Source organism: Novosphingobium sp. AAP83 (assembly GCF_001295795.1).
In the GTDB taxonomy this organism is placed as follows: Bacteria; Pseudomonadota; Alphaproteobacteria; order Sphingomonadales; family Sphingomonadaceae; genus Novosphingobium.
The window spans coordinates 140,334-160,369 of sequence record NZ_LJHY01000020.1; the positions used below are offsets into that span (position 1 = coordinate 140,334).

Sequence of the window (20,036 nt, forward strand, 5' to 3'; positions counted from 1 at the left end):
GGGCAGGCAGAAGCATCAATCCGCGATGAGGCCGATCAACAGGTAAACGATAATCGCCGAACCAAAACCGAGGATTGCGGCAAGGCCGAAAGCGACCCGCACCAGCGTCGTATCGATGCCGAAATAATTGGCGATCCCGGCGCAAACGCCCATGATTTTGCCACGGGTTTTATCGAGCCGAAAACCGCGTGTTTTTTCCATGGGGCGCACCGCCGAATCATCAAAACGAAGCTGTGACATCAGATCATCTCCTGCATGGCGGCGGGGGTGCCGGTTGGGGGTGGGGTGTGGACCGTGCCGGTAATAAGGGCGAGGCTAAGCGCAAATGCGGTGGCGGCAGCGGTGAGGCGTTGGGCGATGGTCGTCATGGGAAATGTCCTTGTGTCTGGATTGGTTTGAATGTGTTTTGAGGCCGATTGGCTCTTGCCCCGTTCATTGCACAGGCCGTGCCAAACTGTGGAAATGGCGCAAATTGGGCGTTTTCGGTTTTTCGGATCAAAAAATGCAGGTGCACAAATGCCGATTATTAGTGAAATTTACCAAAGGTTGGTTTGAAAAATATGCATGTCGGCATCATCGTCGATTGCGGCTTGCAAATTGCCGGAATCACGCGTAGTTGGCGCTCATCCCGACATTGTGAAAGCAAGGTCAGGCTGGAACCAGATGGTCCCGGCTCGGCACCGCTTTTGCCTTTGATCGGCCACTGGAGATTGCATGGCGGATATCGCGCGAATTACCGAGGTTATCGAACCCGAGGTCAAGGCACTCGGCTTTGATCTCGTGCGCGTGCGCTTGTTCAAGGGCGGCGAGATCGGTGATGAAGAGCATACGCTCCAGATTATGGCGGAACGCCCCGAAACCGGCCAGTTGGTAATCGAAGATTGCGCTGCGCTTTCGCGCCGTGTCTCTGACCGGTTCGATGAACTCGAAGATGCTGGTGAGAACCTGATTGTTGAGGCGTATCGCCTTGAAGTGTCATCGCCCGGTATTGATCGTCCGTTAACGCGCGTGAAGGATTATCTCGCGTGGGCGGGCCACGAAGTGCGCATTACGATGCTCAATCCGATCGAAGGCAACCGCAAGTCGCTCAACGGCGAATTGGTCGGCCTTGAAGATGATGTGGTCACGCTGGACGAACGCAAGTCCGGCCGCGTGAGCTTTCCGCTGGCCGATGTGCAATATGCCAAGCTTGTCCTGACCGACAAGCTCATCGCCGCTTCCCGCCCGCTGGATACCAGCGGTATTGACGAAGAAATTCTCGGCTTCGATGACGAGCCGGGTGAAATCCCAGAAGAACAGGAAGACTGACCCATGGCCAGTGCGATTTCCGCCAATCGTGCAGAACTGCTTGCAATCGCCAACGCGGTTGCCACCGAGAAGATGATCGACAAGTCGATCGTCATCGAGGCGATGGAAGAAGCAATTCAAAAGTCTGCGCGCAACCGTTACGGTGCCGAAAACGATATTCGCGCAAAGCTTGATCCGCGCACGGGCGATCTGCGCTTGTGGCGCGTGGTCGAAGTGGTGGAAGTGGTGGAAGACTACTTCAAGCAGGTCGATCTCAAGCAGGGTGAAAAGCTGCAACCGGGCGCGCAAGTTGGCGATTTTATCGTCGATCCGCTGCCGCCGGTTGATCTTGGCCGTATCGATGCGCAATCGGCAAAGCAGGTGATCTTCCAGAAGGTCCGCGATGCAGAACGTGACCGCCAGTATGACGAGTTCAAGGACCGCGCAGGCGAAGTTATCACCGGGGTGATCAAGTCGGTCGAGTTCGGCCACGTGATCGTCAACCTCGGTCGCGCCGAAGGCGTGATCCGCCGCGATCAGCAGATTCCGCGCGAAGTGCCGCGTGTTGGTGAACGCGTCCGCGCGCTGATCATGAAGGTTGAGCGACAGAACCGCGGTCCGCAGATTTTCCTTTCTCGCGCGCACCCCGAATTCATGAAAAAGCTGTTCGCGCAGGAAGTCCCCGAAATCTATGATGGCATCATCACCATTATGGCCGCCGCGCGCGATCCCGGCAGCCGCGCCAAGATCGGCGTGATCAGCCGCGATAGCAGCATCGATCCGGTCGGCGCCTGCGTCGGCATGAAAGGAAGCCGCGTTCAGGCCGTTGTGCAGGAATTGCAGGGCGAAAAGATCGACATCATCCCCTGGAGCGAAGACACCGCGACTTTCGTGGTCAACGCGCTTCAGCCAGCCACCGTCAGCCGCGTGGTGATCGATGAAGAAGAAAGCCGCATCGAAGTCGTCGTGCCTGACGATCAGCTTTCGCTCGCCATTGGCCGTCGCGGCCAGAACGTGCGCTTGGCCTCGTCGCTGACCGGTTCTGCGATCGACATCATGACCGAGGCGGAAGCTTCGGAAAAGCGCCAGAAGGAATTCGCCGAGCGCTCGAAGATGTTCGAAGAAGAGCTCGACGTTGATGAAACCTTGTCGCAATTGCTGGTAGCTGAAGGCTTCAGCGAGCTGGACGAAGTGGCCTACATCGATATCTCTGAACTCGCCGCCATCGAAGGCTTCGACGAAGAGCTCGGCCAGGAACTGCAAAGCCGTGCGACCGAAGCTATCGAGCGCCGCGAAGAAGCGCTGCGCACGCAGCGCCGTGATCTGGGCGTTGAAGATGCCTTGGCGGACATTCCGCACCTCACCGAAGCCATGCTGGTCACACTCGGCAAGGCAAGCATCAAGACGCTCGATGATCTGGCCGATCTTGCGACTGACGAACTTATCGCGAAGAAGCGCGTTGAGCAGCGCCGCCGCAACGACAAGGCCCCGCGTGAGCGGACCGAGCGGTCTGAGCGTACCGAAGACAAGGGCGGCGTCCTTGGCGAATATGGCCTGAGCGAAGAGCAGGGCAACGAAATCATCATGGCAGCCCGCGCCCACTGGTTCGACGAAGAACCACAAGCTGAGGAGGCCGCCCATGCGGAACCCTCACAATGAAGCGCTAAGCTCCGACATTGCTGATCGCATCCCGGCGGATAAGACTCCGCCGGAGCGCAAGTGCGTGCTGACCGGGCGTCATGATACGCGGGGGGACTTGATCCGCCTCGCGATCTCGCCCGATGGTGATGTGCTGCCCGATGTTCAGGCGCGTGCCCCCGGGCGCGGCGCCTGGATCGGTGTTTCTCGCGCAGACCTTGAAAAAGCCATTGCGAATAGCAAACTTAAGGGTGCGTTGGCGCGCGCGTTCAAGGGCGCGAAGCTCAGCATTTCCGATGACCTTGGCGAACGCACCGAATTGGCGCTGCGTCGCACGTTGACAGACCGGTTGGGCATCGAACTGCGCGCAGGCAACGTCCTGCTCGGAACTGAACGTATCGCCCAAGGTGCGCGTTCTGGCGCGGTGACGTTCCTCGGCCATGCATCCGATGCTGGCACCGACGGGCCAAACAAACTGGCGCAAGCGTGGCGTGTGGGCGAGGGGGCCGAGGGCTCAGGGCTTAAAGGCACAATCTTGCCGCTGGACCGAGCGGCGTTGTCTGTGGCATTGGGCCGCGACAACGTCGTACACTTGGCGCTTACTGATCCGATTGCGACCGAACGAGTCGCCGGGCCACTGAAGCGTTTGATGCACTTTCTCGGGCACGAGACCGATGATGCTGCGCTGCCGGATGACGGCATGGCGGCTGACGACGATATTGATACGAAGGGCGACTGAGTTAAATGAGCGATAGCGACAAAAAGCCTACTTTGGGCCGCAGGCCACTGGGCCTGAAGACCGCGGTAGAGGCTGGCGAGGTCAAGCAGACCTTTAGCCACGGCCGCACCAACAAAGTGGTGGTCGAAGTGAAGCGGCGCAAGCTGGTGGGCCGCCCGGGCGAAGCGGCACCCGTTGCCGCGCCTGTTGTCGCTGCGCCCGCGCCAGCTCCCGTCGCCGCGCCGCCACCTCCTCCGCCTCCCCCGCCGCCGCCCGCTGCCAGCCGCGAAACCCGGCAGGAAATGCAAACGCGTCTGCTGCGCGAAGCGGAAGAGGCGCGTCTTGCTTCGGCTGAGGCGAACAATCGCCGCGAACAGGAAGCCCGCCTGCGCGCTCTTGAAGAAGAGCGGCGCCGTAGCGAAGAAGCAGCGCGTCCTGCTGAGCCCGTGGTCGCAGCACCTGCGCCCGAGCCTGTTGTTGCGCCTGCGCCTCCAGCCGCACCTGAAGTGGCAACGGCCGAAGTCACCGCTCCTGCTCCTGCCCCAACGCCCGTGGCAGAGCCGGAAGTGGCCAAAGCACCTGAGCCCGCTGCCAAAGCTGCCGAAGAAGCGCCCAAGGCGGCTGAACCTGCCGCCATACCCGCTCCGCGCCGCTTTACCCCGGTTGCATCCACAGCACCCGCCAAGCGTCCAGAACCTGCGGCCAAAAAGCCTGCCGGTGCGCCGCGTGATCGCAAGGTCGAAGACCGTCGTGGCGGCAAGTTGACCGTAACCCGCGCGCTGAACGACGATGAAGGCGCACGCGCCCGCAGTCTCGCAGCGCTCAAGCGTGCGCGCGAAAAGGAAAAGCGCGCCCACTTTGCAGGCCAGTCACAGCCGCGCGAAAAGCAGGTGCGCGATGTTATCGTGCCTGACGCGATCACCGTGCAGGAATTGGCCAACCGTATGGCTGAAAAGGCCGCTGACCTGATCAAGGCCTTGTTCAAGATGGGCATGATGGTCACCATCAACCAGACCATCGATCAGGACACTGCCGAACTGCTCGTCACCGAATTCGGCCATAACATTGAGCGCGTTAGCGATAGCGATGCGGACATCGACACTACCACCGATGTTGATGACAATGAATCGCTCGCACCGCGTCCACCGGTCGTTGCGATCATGGGCCACGTCGATCACGGCAAGACCTCGCTGCTCGATGCCCTGCGCGGCACCGATGTGGTGCGCGGCGAAGCTGGCGGGATCACGCAGCATATCGGCGCATACCAGATCAAGACCAAGGGCGGTGATCACATCACCTTCCTTGATACGCCGGGCCATGAAGCCTTCACCGAAATGCGTATGCGCGGTGCCAATGTCACTGACATCGTCATCCTTGTGGTGGCGGGCGACGATGGCCTGATGCCGCAGACGATTGAGGCGATCAATCACACCAAGGCCGCTGGCGTGCCGATGATCGTTGCGATCACCAAGTCGGACAAGCCCGAATTCAACCCGCAGAAAATCCGCGAACGCTTGCTCGAACATGAAATCCTTGTGGAAGCCATGTCGGGTGACGTTCAGGACGTCGAGCTTTCGGCCAAGACCGGTGCGGGCCTTGATGAACTGATCGAGAAGATCCTGCTTCAGGCAGAATTGCTCGAACTGGGCGCAAACCCTGATCGTGCCGCCGATGCCACCGTGATCGAAGCCAAGCTTGATAAGGGCAAGGGGCCACTGGCCACCGTCCTGATCAATCGCGGCACGCTCAAGGTTGGCGATATCCTCGTGGTCGGCACGCAATCAGGCCGCGTTCGCGCAATGCTTGATGACAAGGGCCGTCAGATCAAGGAAGCCGGACCATCGCTCCCGGTCGAAGTGCTCGGCCTTGGCGGTGTGCCAATGGCTGGTGACACATTGACCGTGGTGGAAAGCGAAGCCCGTGCGCGTGAAGTGGCGGCCTACCGTCAGGAAATGGCAACCGCGAAGCGTACCGTGCAGGCTCCAGTCAACCTTGAAAACATGTTCTCTGCGCTCGCCACCAAGAACGCTGTGATCGAGTATGCACTGGTCGTGCGCGGTGATGTGCAGGGTTCGGTCGAAGCCATTGTCAACGCACTCAACAAGATCTCGACTGACGAGATCAAGGTGCGCATCCTGTCCTCAGGCGTGGGTGCGATCACCGAAAGCGACGTCAATCTGGCGCAGGCCAGCGGTGCGCCGATTGTCGGCTTCAACGTCCGGCCGAACGCCAAGGCGCGCGAACTGATCGAACGCAACAAAGTACGCATGAAGTACTTTGACGTGATCTATCAGCTCACCGACGATATCCGTTCGGAAATGGCCGGTGAACTCGGTCCCGAAGCCATCGAAACGGTCGTTGGCCGTGCCGAGGTCAAGGAAGTGTTCCCAGCGGGCAAGAAGGACAAGGCAGCAGGTCTGCTCGTTGTCGAAGGCGTCATCCGCAAGGGCCTTCATGCCCGTCTCACGCGCAACGATGTCATCGTCAGCCGCACCACCATTTCGTCGCTGCGTCGCTTCAAGGACGATGTGGCCGAAGTGCGCGGCGGTCTGGAATGCGGCGTTCTGCTGACCGACACGAACGACATCAAGGCTGGCGATCAGCTCGAAGTCTTCGAAGTCGAAATGCGCGACCGCACTTTGTAAGGTTCTGAAACCCTCGTCGTGCGGAAGCGCGACGGGGGCACTCCGCAACACCCTTTCCGGGGTCGCTACCAGCGACAGAAGGGAAGGTGATTTTTGTGGATGTAGATACAGTTGTGGTTCTGGTTCTCGGCGTGGCGACACTCGTGGTCGGTTTCGTCGGTCTGGTGATCAAGCTTATTGAGCTTAGTCGCAAGTAAACCGGTGAGGGGATGCTGTAGCAGCGGCATCCCCGATACCAAAAGAGCCCGGACGTAGCAGCGTCCGGGCTCCGGGTTGGTGAAATGGATATTTCAACCGTTGTGGTTCACCAACAATAACACTTTCGCCGGAAAATGCAAGAATGACCCGCTACGTCGCCCTGTTCGGTTCCATCAATGTCGGCGGCAATCGCTTGACGATGGCGGACTTGCGCCATGCGTTCGAGCGCGAAGGGCTGACCGGCCTCGAAACCGTGGTCGCCAGCGGCAATCTGCTGTTCGAATACGATGACCGCCCTCTGGATGGCCTCGAAGACTTGTTCGCCCACGTCATGCTCGACCGCTTCGATTTCGACAGCTTCGTCGCCGTCCGCAATCGCGAGGCTATGGCAGAGGCCATCGAAGGCAACCCCTTCACCGGCATCGGCGCGGACAATCTGGTGCACACCATGTTCCTCGGCACGCAGCCTGATCAATCCGCGTTCGATAAACTTGCCGCCGATCAGGCGATGCGCGGCATGGAAAAAATGGCCATCGGCAACCGCAGCATCTATATCGATTTTGCCAATGGCGTTGGCGAAAGCAAGCTGACCGGCGCTTTCATCGAACGCCGTCTCGGCACACGCGGCACCGCGCGCAACGTGCGCTCGATTGCCCGTATCTTAGCGAAAATGAGTTAGACTTGGCCAAACAGACCACCCCCGAAAGCCGTTCCGTCCGCCTGCTGAAAGTGGGCGAACAAGTGCGCCACATCCTGTCAGAACTGCTGATGCGGCAGGTCGTCCATGATGATGTACTGCGCTCCCACACGGTTTCGGTCACTGAAGTGCGCATGTCGCCCGATCTGCAACACGCCTCGGTATTCGTGAAGGCGCTTCTGGGTGAGGACGAGGAAATCGTGCTCAAAGCCTTGCGCACCAACACCGCGTTTTTCCAGCGCGAGGTGGCCCAGCGGCTGCGCCTGAAGTTCGCGCCCAAAGTGAAGTTTTTGCCCGATGAAAGCTTCGATATGGCCACCCGTATTGAATCCCTGCTGGCCGATCCAAAGGTCAAGCGCGATCTGGGCGAGGCTTAACGCGGCACCATTGCTGCGTTGATGGTGATCGTTACCGTCTTGGCCACGATAAAACGATAGGCGTTCATTCCGAACTCGGTGCGGTCAATCTTGGTTTGCGCTGTAAACTGGATGGGCTCTTTGCCCGTTGCTGCAGCGGGAGGCTTGGCAAAACTCACGCTAAGCAGAACCGGATGGGTGATATCCTTTGCCGTCAGACTTCCGCTGATCTGCGCGGTCACAGGTCCGGTCATTCTCAAACCGCGTCCGATGAAATGGACTTTCGGATGGTGTTCTACATCAAAGAAGTCCGGCCCGCGCAGCCGTTCCAGGGTGACAGAATCCCCAGCCTCCAAAGCTGTCGCATCCAGATCGACATTGAGTTGGATCGTGTCGAGGCGCTTGGGGGCCAGCACGATCCTGCCGCTCACTTTGGGGAAGCGCGCTGTCTTGCTCGCAATGCCAAAGAAACCTACGCGCGCGTTCACTCTGCTCAAGCTTGGATCGAGCGTATATTGCAGCTGGCCTACGATTGCAGGCGCCTGCGCGGACGCAGACAATGCTGGCAGAATGAGGAGCAGGACGCCCATCGCGGACATCACACGTCCTGTCATTGGTCGGTTCATGCGCTGCTCCACGTCGAATAATCGCTGACACCCTATGGCATTCCCGGGCAACGGCATTATGGCAATGAGGGTAATGGCCAAGCTCTACTTTTACTACGCCAGCATGAACGCAGGCAAATCAACCAACCTGCTCCAGGCGGAATTCAATTACCGCGAGCGGGGCATGGCGACGATGTTATGGACGGCATCGATTGATGATCGGGGCGGAGATCGGGCGATTGAAAGCCGCATCGGCCTTCACGCAGAGGCGTACCGGTTTGATCGCACAACAGATTTGTGGGAAAGCGTGCACTCCGCCAGTGCCGTAGAGCCGTTGTCTTGCGTGCTCGTCGATGAAGCGCAGTTCCTGTCGAAAGCGCAAGTCTGGCAATTGGCGCGCGTCGCGGACGAGGGTAGCATTCCGGTGCTGTGCTATGGCCTGCGCACCGATTTTCAGGGCGAATTGTTCGAAGGTGCCGGAGCCTTGCTCGGCATCGCGGACTCGCTCGTCGAACTCAAAGCCGTTTGCCATTGCGGCCGCAAGGCCACGATGAACTTGCGCGTGGATGAAAGCGGCGCAGCCGTTCGTGCCGGTGCGCAGACCGAGATTGGCGGAAACGACCGCTACGTTGCGCTCTGCCGAAAACATTTTAGCGAGGCTATGCAATGAACCCCGAAGGCATGATCTGGTCGATTGCCACAGTGGCGATCCCGATGATCCTTGCGATTGTCTTCCACGAAGTCGCGCATGGCTGGATGGCGCGCGCGCTGGGTGATCCCACGGCCGCCGATGCCAAGCGACTAAGCCTTAACCCGCTGCGCCATGTCGATCTGTTTGGCACAATCATCCTGCCGGGCCTTCTGAAACTGACAGGTGCTCCGGTGTTCGGTTGGGCCAAGCCGGTGCCGGTCGATTTCCGCCGCTTGCGCAATCCGCGTTGGGGCATGGTTGCGGTGGCAGCAGCGGGGCCGGGGGTGAACTTCATCCTTGCAGCAGTCGCCGCCATCGCGCTCGGGCTTCTGGTGCGGGCAACCGATGCTTCGGTAGAGCCGGGTTTGCCCGTGCTGTTCTTCGCCGATAACTTGCGCAATTTCCTGCTCGTCAACCTGTTCCTCGGCACGTTCAATCTGCTGCCGATCCCGCCGTTTGATGGCTCGCGCATCGTGATGGGCATCCTGCCCGCGCCACTCGCACACGCTTATGCCAAAGTGGAGCGCTATGGCCTGCTCGTCGTCTTCGCGATCCTCGTGATCCTGCCCTATATCTTCCCTCAACTTCGCCTGATCGAGCGCGTTGTTGGCCCGCCCGTCCAATGGATGGCCGAACACCTTGCACTACTGGCATCAACTGTCGCCGGTCCGGAGCCGATGTAACCCCGATGGTTGATGGCTGGATCATTCTCGATAAGCCGCTGGGGCTTGGATCAACCCAAGGCGTAGCGGCGGTAAAGCGCAACTTGCGGCAGGCGGGTTTTGGCAAAGTCAAAGTCGGCCACGGCGGCACGCTTGATCCGCTGGCCACCGGCGTCCTGCCCATCGGCATTGGCGAGGCGACGAAGCTCTGCGGGCGAATGCTTGATGCCAGCAAGGTCTACAGCTTTACCATCGGCTTTGGCGTCGAGACTGATACGCTCGATCTTGAAGGCAAAGTCATCGCGCAAAGCGAAGTGCGGCCTACGCTAAACAATCTCGAAGCCGCACTGGCCAGCTTCACCGGCCCCATCGAACAAGTGCCGCCTGCCTATTCCGCCCTGATGATCGACGGCGCACGCGCCTATGATCTGGCGCGGGCAGGGCAGGAATTCGAAATCAAGTCCCGCGCCGTCACGATCCATACACTCACCCTTGATGGTACCGAGGGTGAGGCAGGCGCGCTGCAATCAGCAACGCTCACCGCACACGTCTCCAAAGGCACTTATATCCGAAGCCTAGCGCGCGATATTGCCCGCAGCCTTGGCACCGTGGGCCATGTTACCATGCTGCGCCGTTTGCGGGCCGGGCCGTTTGATTTGGCCCAAGCGATTTCGCTGGACAAATTGAACGCGGTCGGCCAAGGCGCGACCCTTGAACACGTACTCTTGCCGTTAGAGGCAGGGCTGGTCGACATCCCGGCTCTTAACCTCGATCCCGAACAGGCAAGGGCGGTCCGTCAGGGCCGCGTTCTTGCGGGATTGCCCTTTGATGACGGGCTTTACTGGGGACGACTTGGCAATGTGCCTGTCGCGCTGGTTGAGCTTTCAGGCGGTAGCCTGACTGTCACCCGAGGTTTTAACATCGCCGATGTCGCGGAGTAAATTTATGTCGATTACCGCTGAAAAGAAGCAAGAAGTCATTGCCAACCACGCTCGCGCCGAAAACGATACCGGTTCGCCGGAAGTTCAGGTCGCGATCTTGACCAGCCGTATCCACAGTCTGACCGAGCATTTCAAGTCCAACCACAAGGACAATCACTCGCGTCGCGGCCTGCTGATGATGGTCAACAAGCGTCGTTCGCTACTTGATTATCTCAAGAAGAAAGATGTGCCGCGGTATAACGCACTCATCCAGAAGCTTGGTCTTCGTAAGTAAACACGCGGAGCGGCCCCTAGCGGGCCGCTTTTGCGTTTAGGGAGCATCGCGCGAAAAGTGGGAACCAGTTTTCGCTTTTCGCGATGCGACCAAGAAATTAGGCGTCTTCGCAATTCGGCAGGACGCCTTCGGGGCACGATAAGCGCCCCACACCGGACCGGGACGGGAAACCCCGGCAGCAAAAACCCGCGCGCAATTGGGCGGCGGGCTGAAGGAAGCTAAATGTTCGACGTCAAAACCGTATCGCTGGAATGGGGCGGCAAAACCCTCACTCTGGAAACCGGCCGTGTTGCCCGTCAGGCAAACGGCGCAGTCCTCGCCACCTATGGCGAAACTGTTGTGCTTTGCGCGGTTACCGCTGCAAAGTCTGTCAAGGAAGGCCAGGATTTCTTCCCGCTGACCGTCCACTATCAGGAAAAGTTCTCGGCAGCCGGCCGTATCCCCGGCGGCTTCTTCAAGCGTGAGCGCGGCGCGACAGAAAAGGAAACGCTGGTTTCCCGTCTGATCGACCGTCCGGTACGCCCGCTGTTCCCCGAAGGTTTCTACAACGAAATCAACGTAATTTGCCAAGTCCTCAGCTATGACGGTGAGACTGAGCCAGATGTCGTTGCGATGATCGCTGCCTCGGCTGCGCTGACCATCTCGGGTGTTCCGTTCATGGGCCCGATTGCTGCTGCGCGCGTCGGCTTCAAGGAAGGCGGATACCAGCTCAACCCATCATTCAGCCAAGTCGCTGAAGGCCGCCTCGACCTCGTCGTTGCTGCTACAGATTCTGCCGTGATGATGGTGGAATCCGAAGCCAAGGAACTGACCGAGGAAGAAATGCTCGGCGCAGTGATGTTTGCCCATGACGAAATCCGCAAGGTCGTCGGCGCAATCATCAGCCTGGCTGAAAAAGCTGCCAAGGAGCCTTGGGACGTTGATCTGTCGGACAACACCGCAGACATCAAGAAGAAGCTCAAGGACATCGTCGGCAAGGACGTTGCGGCCGCTTACAAGCTGACCGACAAATCGGCCCGCTCGAACGCGCTCAATGATGCCCGTGCAAAGGCGAAGGCTGCGTTCTCGGACGAAACCCCGCAGACGCAGATGGTTGCGATGAAGACCATGAAGAAGGTCGAAGCGGACATCGTTCGCGGCGCCATCCTCAAGGACGGCACCCGCATCGACGGTCGTACCACCACGCAGGTCCGCCCGATCGAAGCCATGGTCGGCTTCCTGCCACGCACGCACGGCTCTTCGCTGTTCACACGCGGTGAAACGCAGGCAATCTGCACCACCACGCTGGGCACCAAGGATGCGGAGCAGATGATCGACGGTCTTGATGGCCTGTCGTATCAGCGCTTCATGCTGCACTATAACTTCCCGCCCTATTCGGTTGGCGAAGTTGGACGTTTTGGCGCTCCGGGCCGTCGTGAAGTGGGCCATGGCAAGCTGGCATGGCGTGCGCTGCACCCTGTGCTGCCAACCAAGGACGAGTTCCCTTACACGATCCGCGTGTTGTCAGACATCACCGAGTCCAACGGCTCGTCGTCAATGGCAACCGTCTGCGGTGGCTGTCTGTCGATGATGGACGCAGGCGTTCCGATCGATCGTCCGGTTTCGGGCATCGCGATGGGTCTGATCCTTGAAGGCGACAAGTTCGCTGTTCTGTCCGACATTCTGGGTGACGAAGATCACCTCGGCGACATGGACTTCAAGGTTGCAGGGTCGGCCAACGGCATCACCACGATGCAGATGGACATCAAGATCGCGGGTATCACGCGCGAGATCATGGCCAAGGCGCTTGAACAGGCCAAGGAAGGCCGCGCGCACATCCTGGCCGAGATGACCAAGGCTTTGGGCGAAGCACGTACCGAACTTTCGGCACATGCTCCGCGCATTGAATCGCTGCAGATCGACAAGTCGAAGATCCGTGACATCATCGGCACCGGCGGCAAGGTGATCCGCGAGATCGTCGCCACCACCGGAGCCAAGGTCGACATTGATGATGAAGGCCTGATCAAGATTTCGTCGTCCGACACCGCCCAGATCGAGGCAGCCAAGGCCTGGATCCTCGGCATCGTGGAAGAAGCCGAAGTCGGCAAGATCTATGATGGCAAGGTCGTCAACATCGTCGATTTCGGCGCATTCGTAAACTTCATGGGCGGCAAGGACGGTCTCGTCCACGTTTCCGAAATGAAGAACGAGCGCGTCGAAAAGCCGCAGGATGTCGTCAAGGAAGGCCAGGCCGTAAAGGTCAAGGTTCTTGAAATCGATCCGCGCGGCAAGGTTCGCCTGTCGATGCGCGTTGTCGATCAGGAAACCGGTGCTGAACTGGAAGATACCCGTCCGGCACGTGAACCACGTGAACCACGCGGCGATCGTCCTGATCGTGGTGGCGGTGATCGTCGTGGCCCACGTGGCAACGACCGAGGCCCACGCGGCGGCGGTGATCGCGGTCCACGTCGCGAGGGCGGTGACCGTCCACGTCGTGACCGTGAAGATGGTCCAGCTCCTGACCACATGCCAGCATTCCTCAAGTCTGACGACTAAAGGCTTGCGCCAAAACTGAAAAAGGCCCGGTTCGAAAGAACCGGGCCTTTTTTGTGTCATGCGCCCCTCTTCGCCAGGCTTGCTACACCGGCAGCGAGCCATGCTCAGCGCAAAGCCGTTCTATCGCGGCAAGAAGTTCGCGCGGTTTGACAGGTTTGCTCAGTTGCATGCAATCTTGCGCAGCCACTTTGGCCAGTGTTTCGCTCGAAACATCGCCGCTCAGGATGATCGCAGGCAGAACGCTGGATAGCCGCTCGCGCAATTGCTGCACCAGTTCAAGGCCGGACGTTCCCCCCGGCAAGCTATAATCCGTAAGCAGGATTTCGGGGAGCATTGCGCCGCCCGCAACAATTTCGAGCGCCTCTGCCGCGCTCGTTGCGCTTTTCACCGAATGCCCTTCACCCTTGAGCAATTGCTCCAGCAATTCCAGAACATCAGGATCATCGTCAACCAGCAGGATCTTGCAGGGGCGCTGCTGCGCAACGCTTTCGGATTCCACCGTAGGCGCGCAATCTTCGGTCAATGGCGTGCCCGTCACAAGGTCAGCAATGGTCACTGTGAACACCGAACCTTTGTCCGGCTTTGACCGCACATCCACGTCATGCCCCAGCAGGCGGCCCAGCCGCTGAACGATGGAAAGGCCAAGGCCAAGTCCCAAGCTGCGTTCCCGCGCGACATTGTCGACCTGGTGAAATTCATCAAAGATGGCATGGAGTTGATCGGCCGCAATTCCGATCCCGGAGTCCCACACCTCGATGCGCAAACTGTTGCCCCGGCGGCGGCACCCGAGCAGGATCTTGCCCCGCAATGTATACTTGATCGCATTGCCCAAAAGGTTGCGGATCATTTGCGAAAGCAGCGCGGGATCGCTCTTGATGATCGCAGCGGAATCCAGAATATGCAGCGTAAGGTTGCGCGATTGGGCAAGGTGCGTAAACTCCTCGCGCAGGCTGTTAAGCACGCTGTTCACCGGAAATAGCACGTGCTCTGCCTCGACAATGCCTGCCTCGATCTGATTGATGTCAAGCAAGGCGTTGAGCATTCCCGACATCGACCCAATCGTTTGCTCCAATCGCGCCAGCAGACGCTTCGGTTTTTCCCCTTGCACAGATCTGGTCAGCAATTCTTGCAACAAGGTCAGCGATTGCAGCGGTTGCCGCAAATCGTGGCTCGCGGCTGAAAGAAAGCGTGATTTGGCCACATTGGCGCGCTCGGCTTCAAGTTTTGCTGTTTCCAGAGCTTTGGCTGTTATCTTGCGGTCGGTGATATCGGCAAAGGTGATCACCACACCTTCAACCTTGTCGTTGTGCGCGCGGTATGGGAAAATCCGGCGCGAATAGTAAATGTCATCCGGTGCTTCAATTTCGCGTTCGATCAAGGCTTCGTCGATCAGCACTTGGCGCGCATCTCGTATCAGCTCATAATCGGCGGCAATCGGCTGCAAATCTGCAAGCGGTCTGCCAATATCGCCTGCAATAATGCTAAACAGCGATTTGATCGCGGGTGTATAAAACCGGATCCTCAATTCCATATCAAGAAACAGAGTGCCCACGTTGGTGCTATACAAGACGTTCTGCAAATCGTCTGATGTCAGGCGCTGGCGCTCAAGCGTCTCCTGCAATTGGCTGTTCAGTGCCGTCAGTTCTTCGTTCAGCGATTGCAACTCCTCCTTGGATGTCAGCAATTCCTCGTTTGTCGATTGGAACTCTTCGTTGACCGATAGAGCCTCCTCGTTAATCGCCTTTTGCTCCTGGCTGGATCGCTCCTGATGCAGGATTGCCGTCTGCAATTCAGCGCGTGTCGCCTCCAGTTCCAGTTCAAGCTCGGCCACACGCGGCGCACTGCTCCGGCTTGCGGAAGATGCCTTGCCCGATGGCGCGGTGTGCTCTTCGATAAAACAGACGAGGATCAGGTCTTCATGATCCCCTTTCAAGGCCTGCACATCGATTCTGAACCAGATCGTCGCTCCATCATGGGTCAGGCGCGTTTTGCCGCCATCAACGCGCTTCTGCTTCGGCCCGATCGCATCAATTGCCAACCGCAGTTTGGTGCGCAACGCTGGTGTTGCCATGGCCAGAACATCCAGCGTGGCATAGCCGGATGGAATGCGCAGATAACGCTCGACTGGCCCCATCGAATAAACACAATGGCGGCTTTGATTGATCAGGATGGCTGTGGGAGCCAGTGTTGTCAGTACGCCCGTACGGCAGATATCGGCCAATGTGGTTTGCCGGATTAATGGCGTTATCCGGTCACTTGCGCCGATGGAAGGCAGGGTTTCACCAAAGCGCAAAGGATTCCGTGCGTCGGCGCTGCGGCTGCGGGCGATATGCCGGTAGATGCGCTCGGATTCCGCCACCGGCTCAAACCGGTCCTCGCTGTTGCCGATTGTCTCAGATGATCCCAGCACCAGCACGCCGCTTTCGCGCAAGGCAAAATGGAACAGCGATATGACCCGCGTTTGCGCCTCGTTGTTAAGATAGATAAGCAAATTCCGGCAGGAAATGAGATCGATCTTCGAAAACGGCGGATCGGACAGCAAATCCTGCACGGTAAACACCACATCGCCGCGCAAACTGGCTGTTACGCGGTATCCTGCATCGTCCTTGTTGAAATTGCGGGCCAGGCGTTTTGCTGAAACTGCGCTCGCAATGTCATGCGGATAAAATCCGTCACGCGCGGTGGCGATGGCATCGGCATCAACATCGGATGCAAAAACCTGCAACTTGATATTACGCCCGGACGCCTCAATGGCATCGCGACACGTCATCGCGATGGAATAGGCTTCCTCTCCGGTGCTGCATCCTGCAACCCAAACCCGCAGCGCTTGATGATCGGTCAGTCGTTCGATCAGTTCGGGAATAGCGCTCGCCTCCAGCGCCTCGAATACGCCGGGGTCACGGAAAAAACTGGTCACGTTGATCAGCAGATCCTTGACGAGCAAATCGCACTCGGCCGAATTGTCATTCAACAGTTCAAGGTAAGCGACAAGGTTGCTGCGCTCCAATGCCAGCAGCCCCATGCGGCGCTCTATGCGGCGTGCCATTGTGCCAGACTTATACTGCGTGAAATCGTGCGCGGTCCGGTCTTTCAACAGGGTAATGATTGCCGCAAGCGCGTTGGCCTGCTCCACGGGTTGTTCGCGGCTCGGGTCTGTTTTGCCTGACGGTGCTTCTTGCCGCCCAATCAATGCAGCAGGAATGTCCGCCAAGGCCAGGATCTGGTCGACAAGACCGGTGGCAATCGCTGCGCGCGGCATACCATCATATTCAGCTTCTTCGGGCAATTGTGCGATCACATGGCCGCCTGCCGCTTTCAGCGCTGCAAGGGCGCCACTGCCATCTGCGCCCGTTCCGGTAAGGACAATTGCCGTGGTTTGCGGGCCATGCATCTTGGCAAGTGATTTCAGCAAGCAGTCATATGGCAAACGCGTACCGTGCTGTGTTTGCTTGGGCGTAAGATGCAATACTCCTGCCCGAACCGAAAGAAACCGGCCCGGTGGAATGATGTAGACGTGATCGGGGCTAAGCTGGCCGCCATTGCAGGCTTCGATGATTGTCATCGCGCTGTGCTTTGCCAGCAGCTCGGCCATCATGCTTTTGTGGGTAGGGTCAAGGTGTTGGACGATGATGAAGGCCATGCCGGATGTCGCTGGCAAGCCATCCAGCAGCTTGGATGCCGCCTCAAGCCCGCCCGCCGACGCGCCGATGGCGATGATCGACATGGCTGCTTGCGCACTGCGCGCCGTCAGCGCGCTTGCAGAATTGGTCGCTATTGTAGGTCCTTGCCGGGGCGGTTTCGGCAAGGCTTTATTTCCGGACTGATCGGTTTTTCCTGCCATGGGGGCATCCGTACCACCCCTTGGCCCAGTTCTTGCACAAATACTTGAAGAAAAAACAGATTTATTAGCTTATTACGGGTTACGGGCAGACTTTACAGTGGATCATTACAGGACGTCCAGCCCTATCCGCCCTGCAGCGCCTTGCGAAACAGCCGCTGTACGAGCCACTGCTCAAGAATGCGTCCGATCACATAAAGCGCGGCAAACATCGCGGCAAAAACATAAGCAGACTTTGGCGAATGCTGTTTGTCTTCGCGCTTGGCAGCGCCATCCTTCTTGGGTGCTTCTGGAGCGGGCGCACCAAGGAACGTATCGAGCGGATGCAACTCGCGCACCACCGGCTCTTTCTTCTTTGCAGCCTTGGCTTTTTCCGCGGCTTCCATCGCGGGCTTGCGATATTCGCCAATCGCAATCGTGGCTTGGGCAAAAAACAGGAACAGCAGCGGCAAGCAGAAGCAGAACAACAAAGCCCGGCTCGACAGGCGATAGTGCAGCGCAGCACCTGCCACACCCTGTTCGATCTTCAGCACACCTGCATCAAACACCGACATCTTGTCTTGTGCGGGCTGGTCCTTCTTGCTGAAAGTCAGCGTATCACCCGTCCGTTCATGCGATGTCCCGTATTCGCGGAACAGCGGGTCCAGCCGGTTAAAGGCCTCGTCGCTCGATTGCAGGGGTTCAAGCGGAACGCTTCCCCTGACATTCCAGATCCAGTCGATGAAGCGAAAGTTCACACGGTGTCCGTTTGATGGTGTGGTGAGCGGCTGTTCAAACCCGGCAAAGTTGCGCGAAGTGGCCTGATCGGTCATTCCGCAGGCACTGCGTCGGACTGGCCGAAGCCATCATCACCGCTGCGGCTTTTGCCGTATTTGGCCTTCAATGATTTCCAGCCCTCGGTGAATGGAAACAGCATCTGCTCGCGCACCGTCATCCGGCGTCCGCCTTCCATCCCCAACAGCTCTGCCTCGCCATCGATGCAGGTGCCAAAGATCCGGTCGATGAAGATGTAGCTTCCGGCGTAATTGCTGCGTGTGGCTTCAAAGTCCTGCGAATGGTGCAGGCTGTGGTGCTCGGTCGTGTTAAACAGGAACCGCCACCAACGCGGGGTGTTGAAGCGCACGTTGATGTGCTGGTAAATCCCGATGGTCATGCCCAAAGCGCCTGCCAGAAGCGCTGCGCGGGGCAGGAAGTCGAAGAACCCGCCAATGCCAAGCCCGATCAGGAACAGCTCGATCGGATTGCCCACTGCGCCCTTGTTGATGTTCAACTGCGTGATGTAGTGGTGCACCGAATGCGGCAGCCACAACGGATACCAGTTGTGCATCCCGCGATGCATCCAGTACTGCCCGAAATCGAACATGATCGAGATCGCAAAGGCCTGCACCAGCAGCGGCAGTCCGGTAAACCACGAAAGTTTGTCCCAGTCATAACTGTTGCGCACGGCTTCAATCACCGCACCGCTACCGATAAAATTGTCCACCTGATCGAGGAGCGTATAGCCGAGCCCGACATAGAACAGGTCGGTCATCGCCTCTTTCCACGTCAACCGCCAGCTTTCGAAACGCGGGTTGACCCATTCCAGCGCCAGCAACAACGCCTTGAAGCCGATGCCGATCCAGATCGCGGTTGAGGCCTTGGCGATGGAATTTGGCGCGTAATACCAGAACGTTACCATCGCGAACAAAGCGAACGGCTGGAAATAGGTGAAGACGAATTGCTTGATCGGCCCGCCTTCGACCCGGGGGATGTTTTCCCAACCAATCGTCACCGGCGCTTGCGTGCCGATCAACCGGTTGCCTACGCGAACTCCGTCCATACGCTTGTTCTCGCGATATATGCCCCGTGTACTTCGGATTTGTCCGCTGCATTGAGAGGCTTAAGTTAATCAAAATGCTGATCTTATCGTGGTGAAATCTACCTCATCACGCCAGATAGCATTGCGAAATAGTTTCCATAGATATGATCTATGCCCTCACTCCGCACGCGGCGGCACAGTGACGATAATGAAGTGATCATGCACCTGCTGCTGGTCGGCGGTGTCGAGCTTGGCCGCCAAGCCCGCCTTCAATTCGGCAATCTGCTCCGGCCCCAGTTCCAGCGGATGTTCGTTCGGATGGGCGGCGGCTTCATGTTCGTAATCATGGCCCGGTGCGCGGCTCATCTCGATATGCGCGCCCAACGCCGCGCGGATCGGGTGCCGCGCCGCAAACGCTGCCAGCCGCTTCACGCTCGCACGGTTGTCGCCCATGAAATTGACCGGAACGTAAAGCCGGCCCGGATAAAGCGTATCGCCCGAAAGCAGAACTTTCAGCCTCGGATCATAGACCATGATCGCAGCAGCCTGATGCCCCGGTGTCGGCAGGATACGCAACACGCGCCCGCCCAGATCGAACCGGCCAATCTGTTCCGGCCACTTGGCGATGCCGAAAAACGCCGCAACATCTGCCGGTTTCAGCCCCACAACCGTGGTATTGGCACGCTCCTGAAAAGCCGCATCACCGGCAGTATGATCCCCATGGCTATGGCTATGCGCCACCACCAGCGGGATCGTCGTGCGCTTGTTTCTCACCAGCCAATCGTCGATCAACCGGTCCACCGCCTGCCGGATTTGCCCGTCTTGCGCCCCGCTATCGATCAGCAAAACCTTGTCGCGGCCAAACAGCAGATAGACAAACGGCGCTTCAAAATTCGTCTTCACCGATTGCCGGATCACGAACGTGTCATCATCCAAGGCCTGCACTTGCGTGGCAGGCTCGGCCCCGTTCGTGCCATCAATCCAGCGCTCGGCAAACATCTTTGGCGTCGCAGCATGCGCTGCATTTACGCCCAAACCACCGGCTGCCAAAAGCGCGAGGCTTAAAACGACTGGCCGAACTGGCCCAAACCGGCGTGTTAGTGATGCCATGTCGTTTTACCCTGCTTTTCAAAAAGGTGTAGCCGGTATCCTT

Annotated in this window: 18 protein-coding genes; 11 read left to right on the plus strand and 7 right to left on the minus strand. The window is 58.6% G+C overall.

Annotated features, from left to right (window positions below):
- Positions 1–15 precede the first annotated feature (15 nt).
- Complete coding sequence (locus tag IP81_RS11210; protein ID WP_054108080.1) at positions 16–240, minus strand: PspC domain-containing protein; 225 nt, start codon at positions 238–240, stop codon at positions 16–18.
- Positions 240–368: a hypothetical protein gene (locus IP81_RS21500; protein ID WP_255352423.1), complete on the minus strand. Its 129-nt coding sequence runs from the start codon at positions 366–368 to the stop codon at positions 240–242. Before IP81_RS21500 ends, IP81_RS11210 begins: the two co-directional genes overlap by 1 nt.
- A 346-nt stretch (positions 369–714) precedes the next feature.
- Here IP81_RS21500 and rimP point away from each other — a divergent pair, with 346 nt between their 5' ends.
- The 6 genes from rimP to rbfA all read left to right on the plus strand — a co-directional run bounded on the left by rimP (position 715) and on the right by rbfA (position 7,560).
- Complete coding sequence (gene rimP / locus IP81_RS11215; RefSeq protein ID WP_054108081.1) at positions 715–1,308, plus strand: ribosome maturation protein RimP; 594 nt, start codon at positions 715–717, stop codon at positions 1,306–1,308.
- A 3-nt stretch (positions 1,309–1,311) separates the two neighbouring features.
- The gene (gene nusA / locus IP81_RS11220) at positions 1,312–2,946 is read left to right on the plus strand and encodes a transcription termination factor NusA (RefSeq protein ID WP_054108082.1); all 1,635 of its coding nucleotides are present in this window, start codon (positions 1,312–1,314) and stop codon (positions 2,944–2,946) included.
- On the plus strand, positions 2,927–3,664 hold the full coding sequence (locus IP81_RS11225; RefSeq protein ID WP_054108083.1) for a DUF448 domain-containing protein: 738 nt from the start codon (positions 2,927–2,929) through the stop codon (positions 3,662–3,664). Before nusA ends, IP81_RS11225 begins: the two co-directional genes overlap by 20 nt.
- Positions 3,665–3,669: 5 nt before the next feature.
- Positions 3,670–6,288 carry a translation initiation factor IF-2 gene (gene infB, locus IP81_RS11230; RefSeq protein WP_054108084.1) on the plus strand — a complete coding sequence of 873 codons (2,619 nt, stop codon included), beginning with the start codon at positions 3,670–3,672 and terminating at the stop codon, positions 6,286–6,288.
- Positions 6,289–6,628: 340 nt separating this feature from the next.
- Positions 6,629–7,165 carry a DUF1697 domain-containing protein gene (locus IP81_RS11235; RefSeq protein ID WP_054108085.1) on the plus strand — a complete coding sequence of 179 codons (537 nt, stop codon included), beginning with the start codon at positions 6,629–6,631 and terminating at the stop codon, positions 7,163–7,165.
- Between the two features lie 2 nt (positions 7,166–7,167).
- Positions 7,168–7,560 (plus strand): 30S ribosome-binding factor RbfA, encoded by a 393-nt coding sequence (rbfA, locus tag IP81_RS11240; protein ID WP_054108086.1) that lies wholly within the window; start codon positions 7,168–7,170, stop codon positions 7,558–7,560.
- On the opposite strand, the gene IP81_RS11245 is transcribed toward rbfA, so the two are convergent.
- On the minus strand, positions 7,557–8,246 hold the full coding sequence (locus IP81_RS11245) for a YceI family protein (RefSeq protein WP_157573176.1): 690 nt from the start codon (positions 8,244–8,246) through the stop codon (positions 7,557–7,559). The two genes, rbfA and IP81_RS11245, sit on opposite strands and share 4 nt — an antisense overlap.
- Between IP81_RS11245 and IP81_RS11250 the strand changes: the two genes are divergently transcribed.
- The 5 genes from IP81_RS11250 (at position 8,239) to pnp (ending at position 13,247) form a co-directional block, all read left to right on the plus strand.
- Positions 8,239–8,814: a thymidine kinase gene (locus IP81_RS11250; RefSeq protein WP_054108130.1), complete on the plus strand. Its 576-nt coding sequence runs from the start codon at positions 8,239–8,241 to the stop codon at positions 8,812–8,814. The genes IP81_RS11245 and IP81_RS11250 overlap by 8 nt on opposite strands.
- A complete protein-coding gene (locus tag IP81_RS11255) occupies positions 8,811–9,518 on the plus strand; it encodes a site-2 protease family protein (protein WP_054108088.1) in 708 nt (235 codons plus the stop codon). The genes IP81_RS11250 and IP81_RS11255 overlap by 4 nt, the downstream gene beginning before the upstream one ends.
- 5 nt (positions 9,519–9,523) lie before the next feature.
- Positions 9,524–10,438: a tRNA pseudouridine(55) synthase TruB gene (gene truB, locus IP81_RS11260; RefSeq protein WP_054108089.1), complete on the plus strand. Its 915-nt coding sequence runs from the start codon at positions 9,524–9,526 to the stop codon at positions 10,436–10,438.
- 4 nt (positions 10,439–10,442) lie between these two features.
- Entirely contained in the window at positions 10,443–10,712 is a 270-nt protein-coding gene (rpsO, locus tag IP81_RS11265) for a 30S ribosomal protein S15 (RefSeq protein ID WP_054108090.1), read from the plus strand.
- Between the two features lie 222 nt (positions 10,713–10,934).
- Positions 10,935–13,247 carry a polyribonucleotide nucleotidyltransferase gene (pnp, locus tag IP81_RS11270; RefSeq protein ID WP_054108091.1) on the plus strand — a complete coding sequence of 771 codons (2,313 nt, stop codon included), beginning with the start codon at positions 10,935–10,937 and terminating at the stop codon, positions 13,245–13,247.
- Between the two features lie 82 nt (positions 13,248–13,329).
- Here the strand turns inward: pnp and IP81_RS11275 are convergent, their stop codons facing one another.
- The 4 genes from IP81_RS11275 to IP81_RS11290 all read right to left on the minus strand — a co-directional run bounded on the left by IP81_RS11275 (position 13,330) and on the right by IP81_RS11290 (position 19,993).
- Positions 13,330–17,052 carry a chemotaxis protein CheB gene (locus tag IP81_RS11275; protein ID WP_231626470.1) on the minus strand — a complete coding sequence of 1,241 codons (3,723 nt, stop codon included), beginning with the start codon at positions 17,050–17,052 and terminating at the stop codon, positions 13,330–13,332.
- Between the two features lie 158 nt (positions 17,053–17,210).
- On the minus strand, positions 17,211–17,897 hold the full coding sequence (locus IP81_RS11280; protein WP_369800732.1) for a hypothetical protein: 687 nt from the start codon (positions 17,895–17,897) through the stop codon (positions 17,211–17,213).
- Entirely contained in the window at positions 17,894–18,904 is a 1,011-nt protein-coding gene (locus IP81_RS11285) for a sterol desaturase family protein (RefSeq protein ID WP_054108093.1), read from the minus strand. The genes IP81_RS11280 and IP81_RS11285 overlap by 4 nt, the downstream gene beginning before the upstream one ends.
- Positions 18,905–19,060: 156 nt before the next feature.
- The gene (locus tag IP81_RS11290) at positions 19,061–19,993 is read right to left on the minus strand and encodes an MBL fold metallo-hydrolase (RefSeq protein ID WP_054108094.1); all 933 of its coding nucleotides are present in this window, start codon (positions 19,991–19,993) and stop codon (positions 19,061–19,063) included.
- Positions 19,994–20,036: the final 43 nt, after the last annotated feature.

Coding starts and splice junctions, on each gene's coding strand:
- pnp (WP_054108091.1), top strand. CDS start 10,935: ATGTTCGACGTCAAAACCGTATCGCTGGAATGGGGCGGCAAAACCCTC.
- IP81_RS21500 (WP_255352423.1), bottom strand. CDS start 368: ATGACGACCATCGCCCAACGCCTCACCGCTGCCGCCACCGCATTTGCG.
- IP81_RS11235 (WP_054108085.1), top strand. CDS start 6,629: ATGACCCGCTACGTCGCCCTGTTCGGTTCCATCAATGTCGGCGGCAAT.
- IP81_RS11225 (WP_054108083.1), top strand. CDS start 2,927: ATGCGGAACCCTCACAATGAAGCGCTAAGCTCCGACATTGCTGATCGC.
- IP81_RS11255 (WP_054108088.1), top strand. CDS start 8,811: ATGAACCCCGAAGGCATGATCTGGTCGATTGCCACAGTGGCGATCCCG.
- rimP (WP_054108081.1), top strand. CDS start 715: ATGGCGGATATCGCGCGAATTACCGAGGTTATCGAACCCGAGGTCAAG.
- IP81_RS11250 (WP_054108130.1), top strand. CDS start 8,239: ATGGCCAAGCTCTACTTTTACTACGCCAGCATGAACGCAGGCAAATCA.
- infB (WP_054108084.1), top strand. CDS start 3,670: ATGAGCGATAGCGACAAAAAGCCTACTTTGGGCCGCAGGCCACTGGGC.
- truB (WP_054108089.1), top strand. CDS start 9,524: ATGGTTGATGGCTGGATCATTCTCGATAAGCCGCTGGGGCTTGGATCA.
- IP81_RS11290 (WP_054108094.1), bottom strand. CDS start 19,993: ATGGCATCACTAACACGCCGGTTTGGGCCAGTTCGGCCAGTCGTTTTA.
- nusA (WP_054108082.1), top strand. CDS start 1,312: ATGGCCAGTGCGATTTCCGCCAATCGTGCAGAACTGCTTGCAATCGCC.
- IP81_RS11280 (WP_369800732.1), bottom strand. CDS start 17,897: ATGACCGATCAGGCCACTTCGCGCAACTTTGCCGGGTTTGAACAGCCG.
- IP81_RS11285 (WP_054108093.1), bottom strand. CDS start 18,904: ATGGACGGAGTTCGCGTAGGCAACCGGTTGATCGGCACGCAAGCGCCG.
- IP81_RS11210 (WP_054108080.1), bottom strand. CDS start 240: ATGTCACAGCTTCGTTTTGATGATTCGGCGGTGCGCCCCATGGAAAAA.
- rpsO (WP_054108090.1), top strand. CDS start 10,443: ATGTCGATTACCGCTGAAAAGAAGCAAGAAGTCATTGCCAACCACGCT.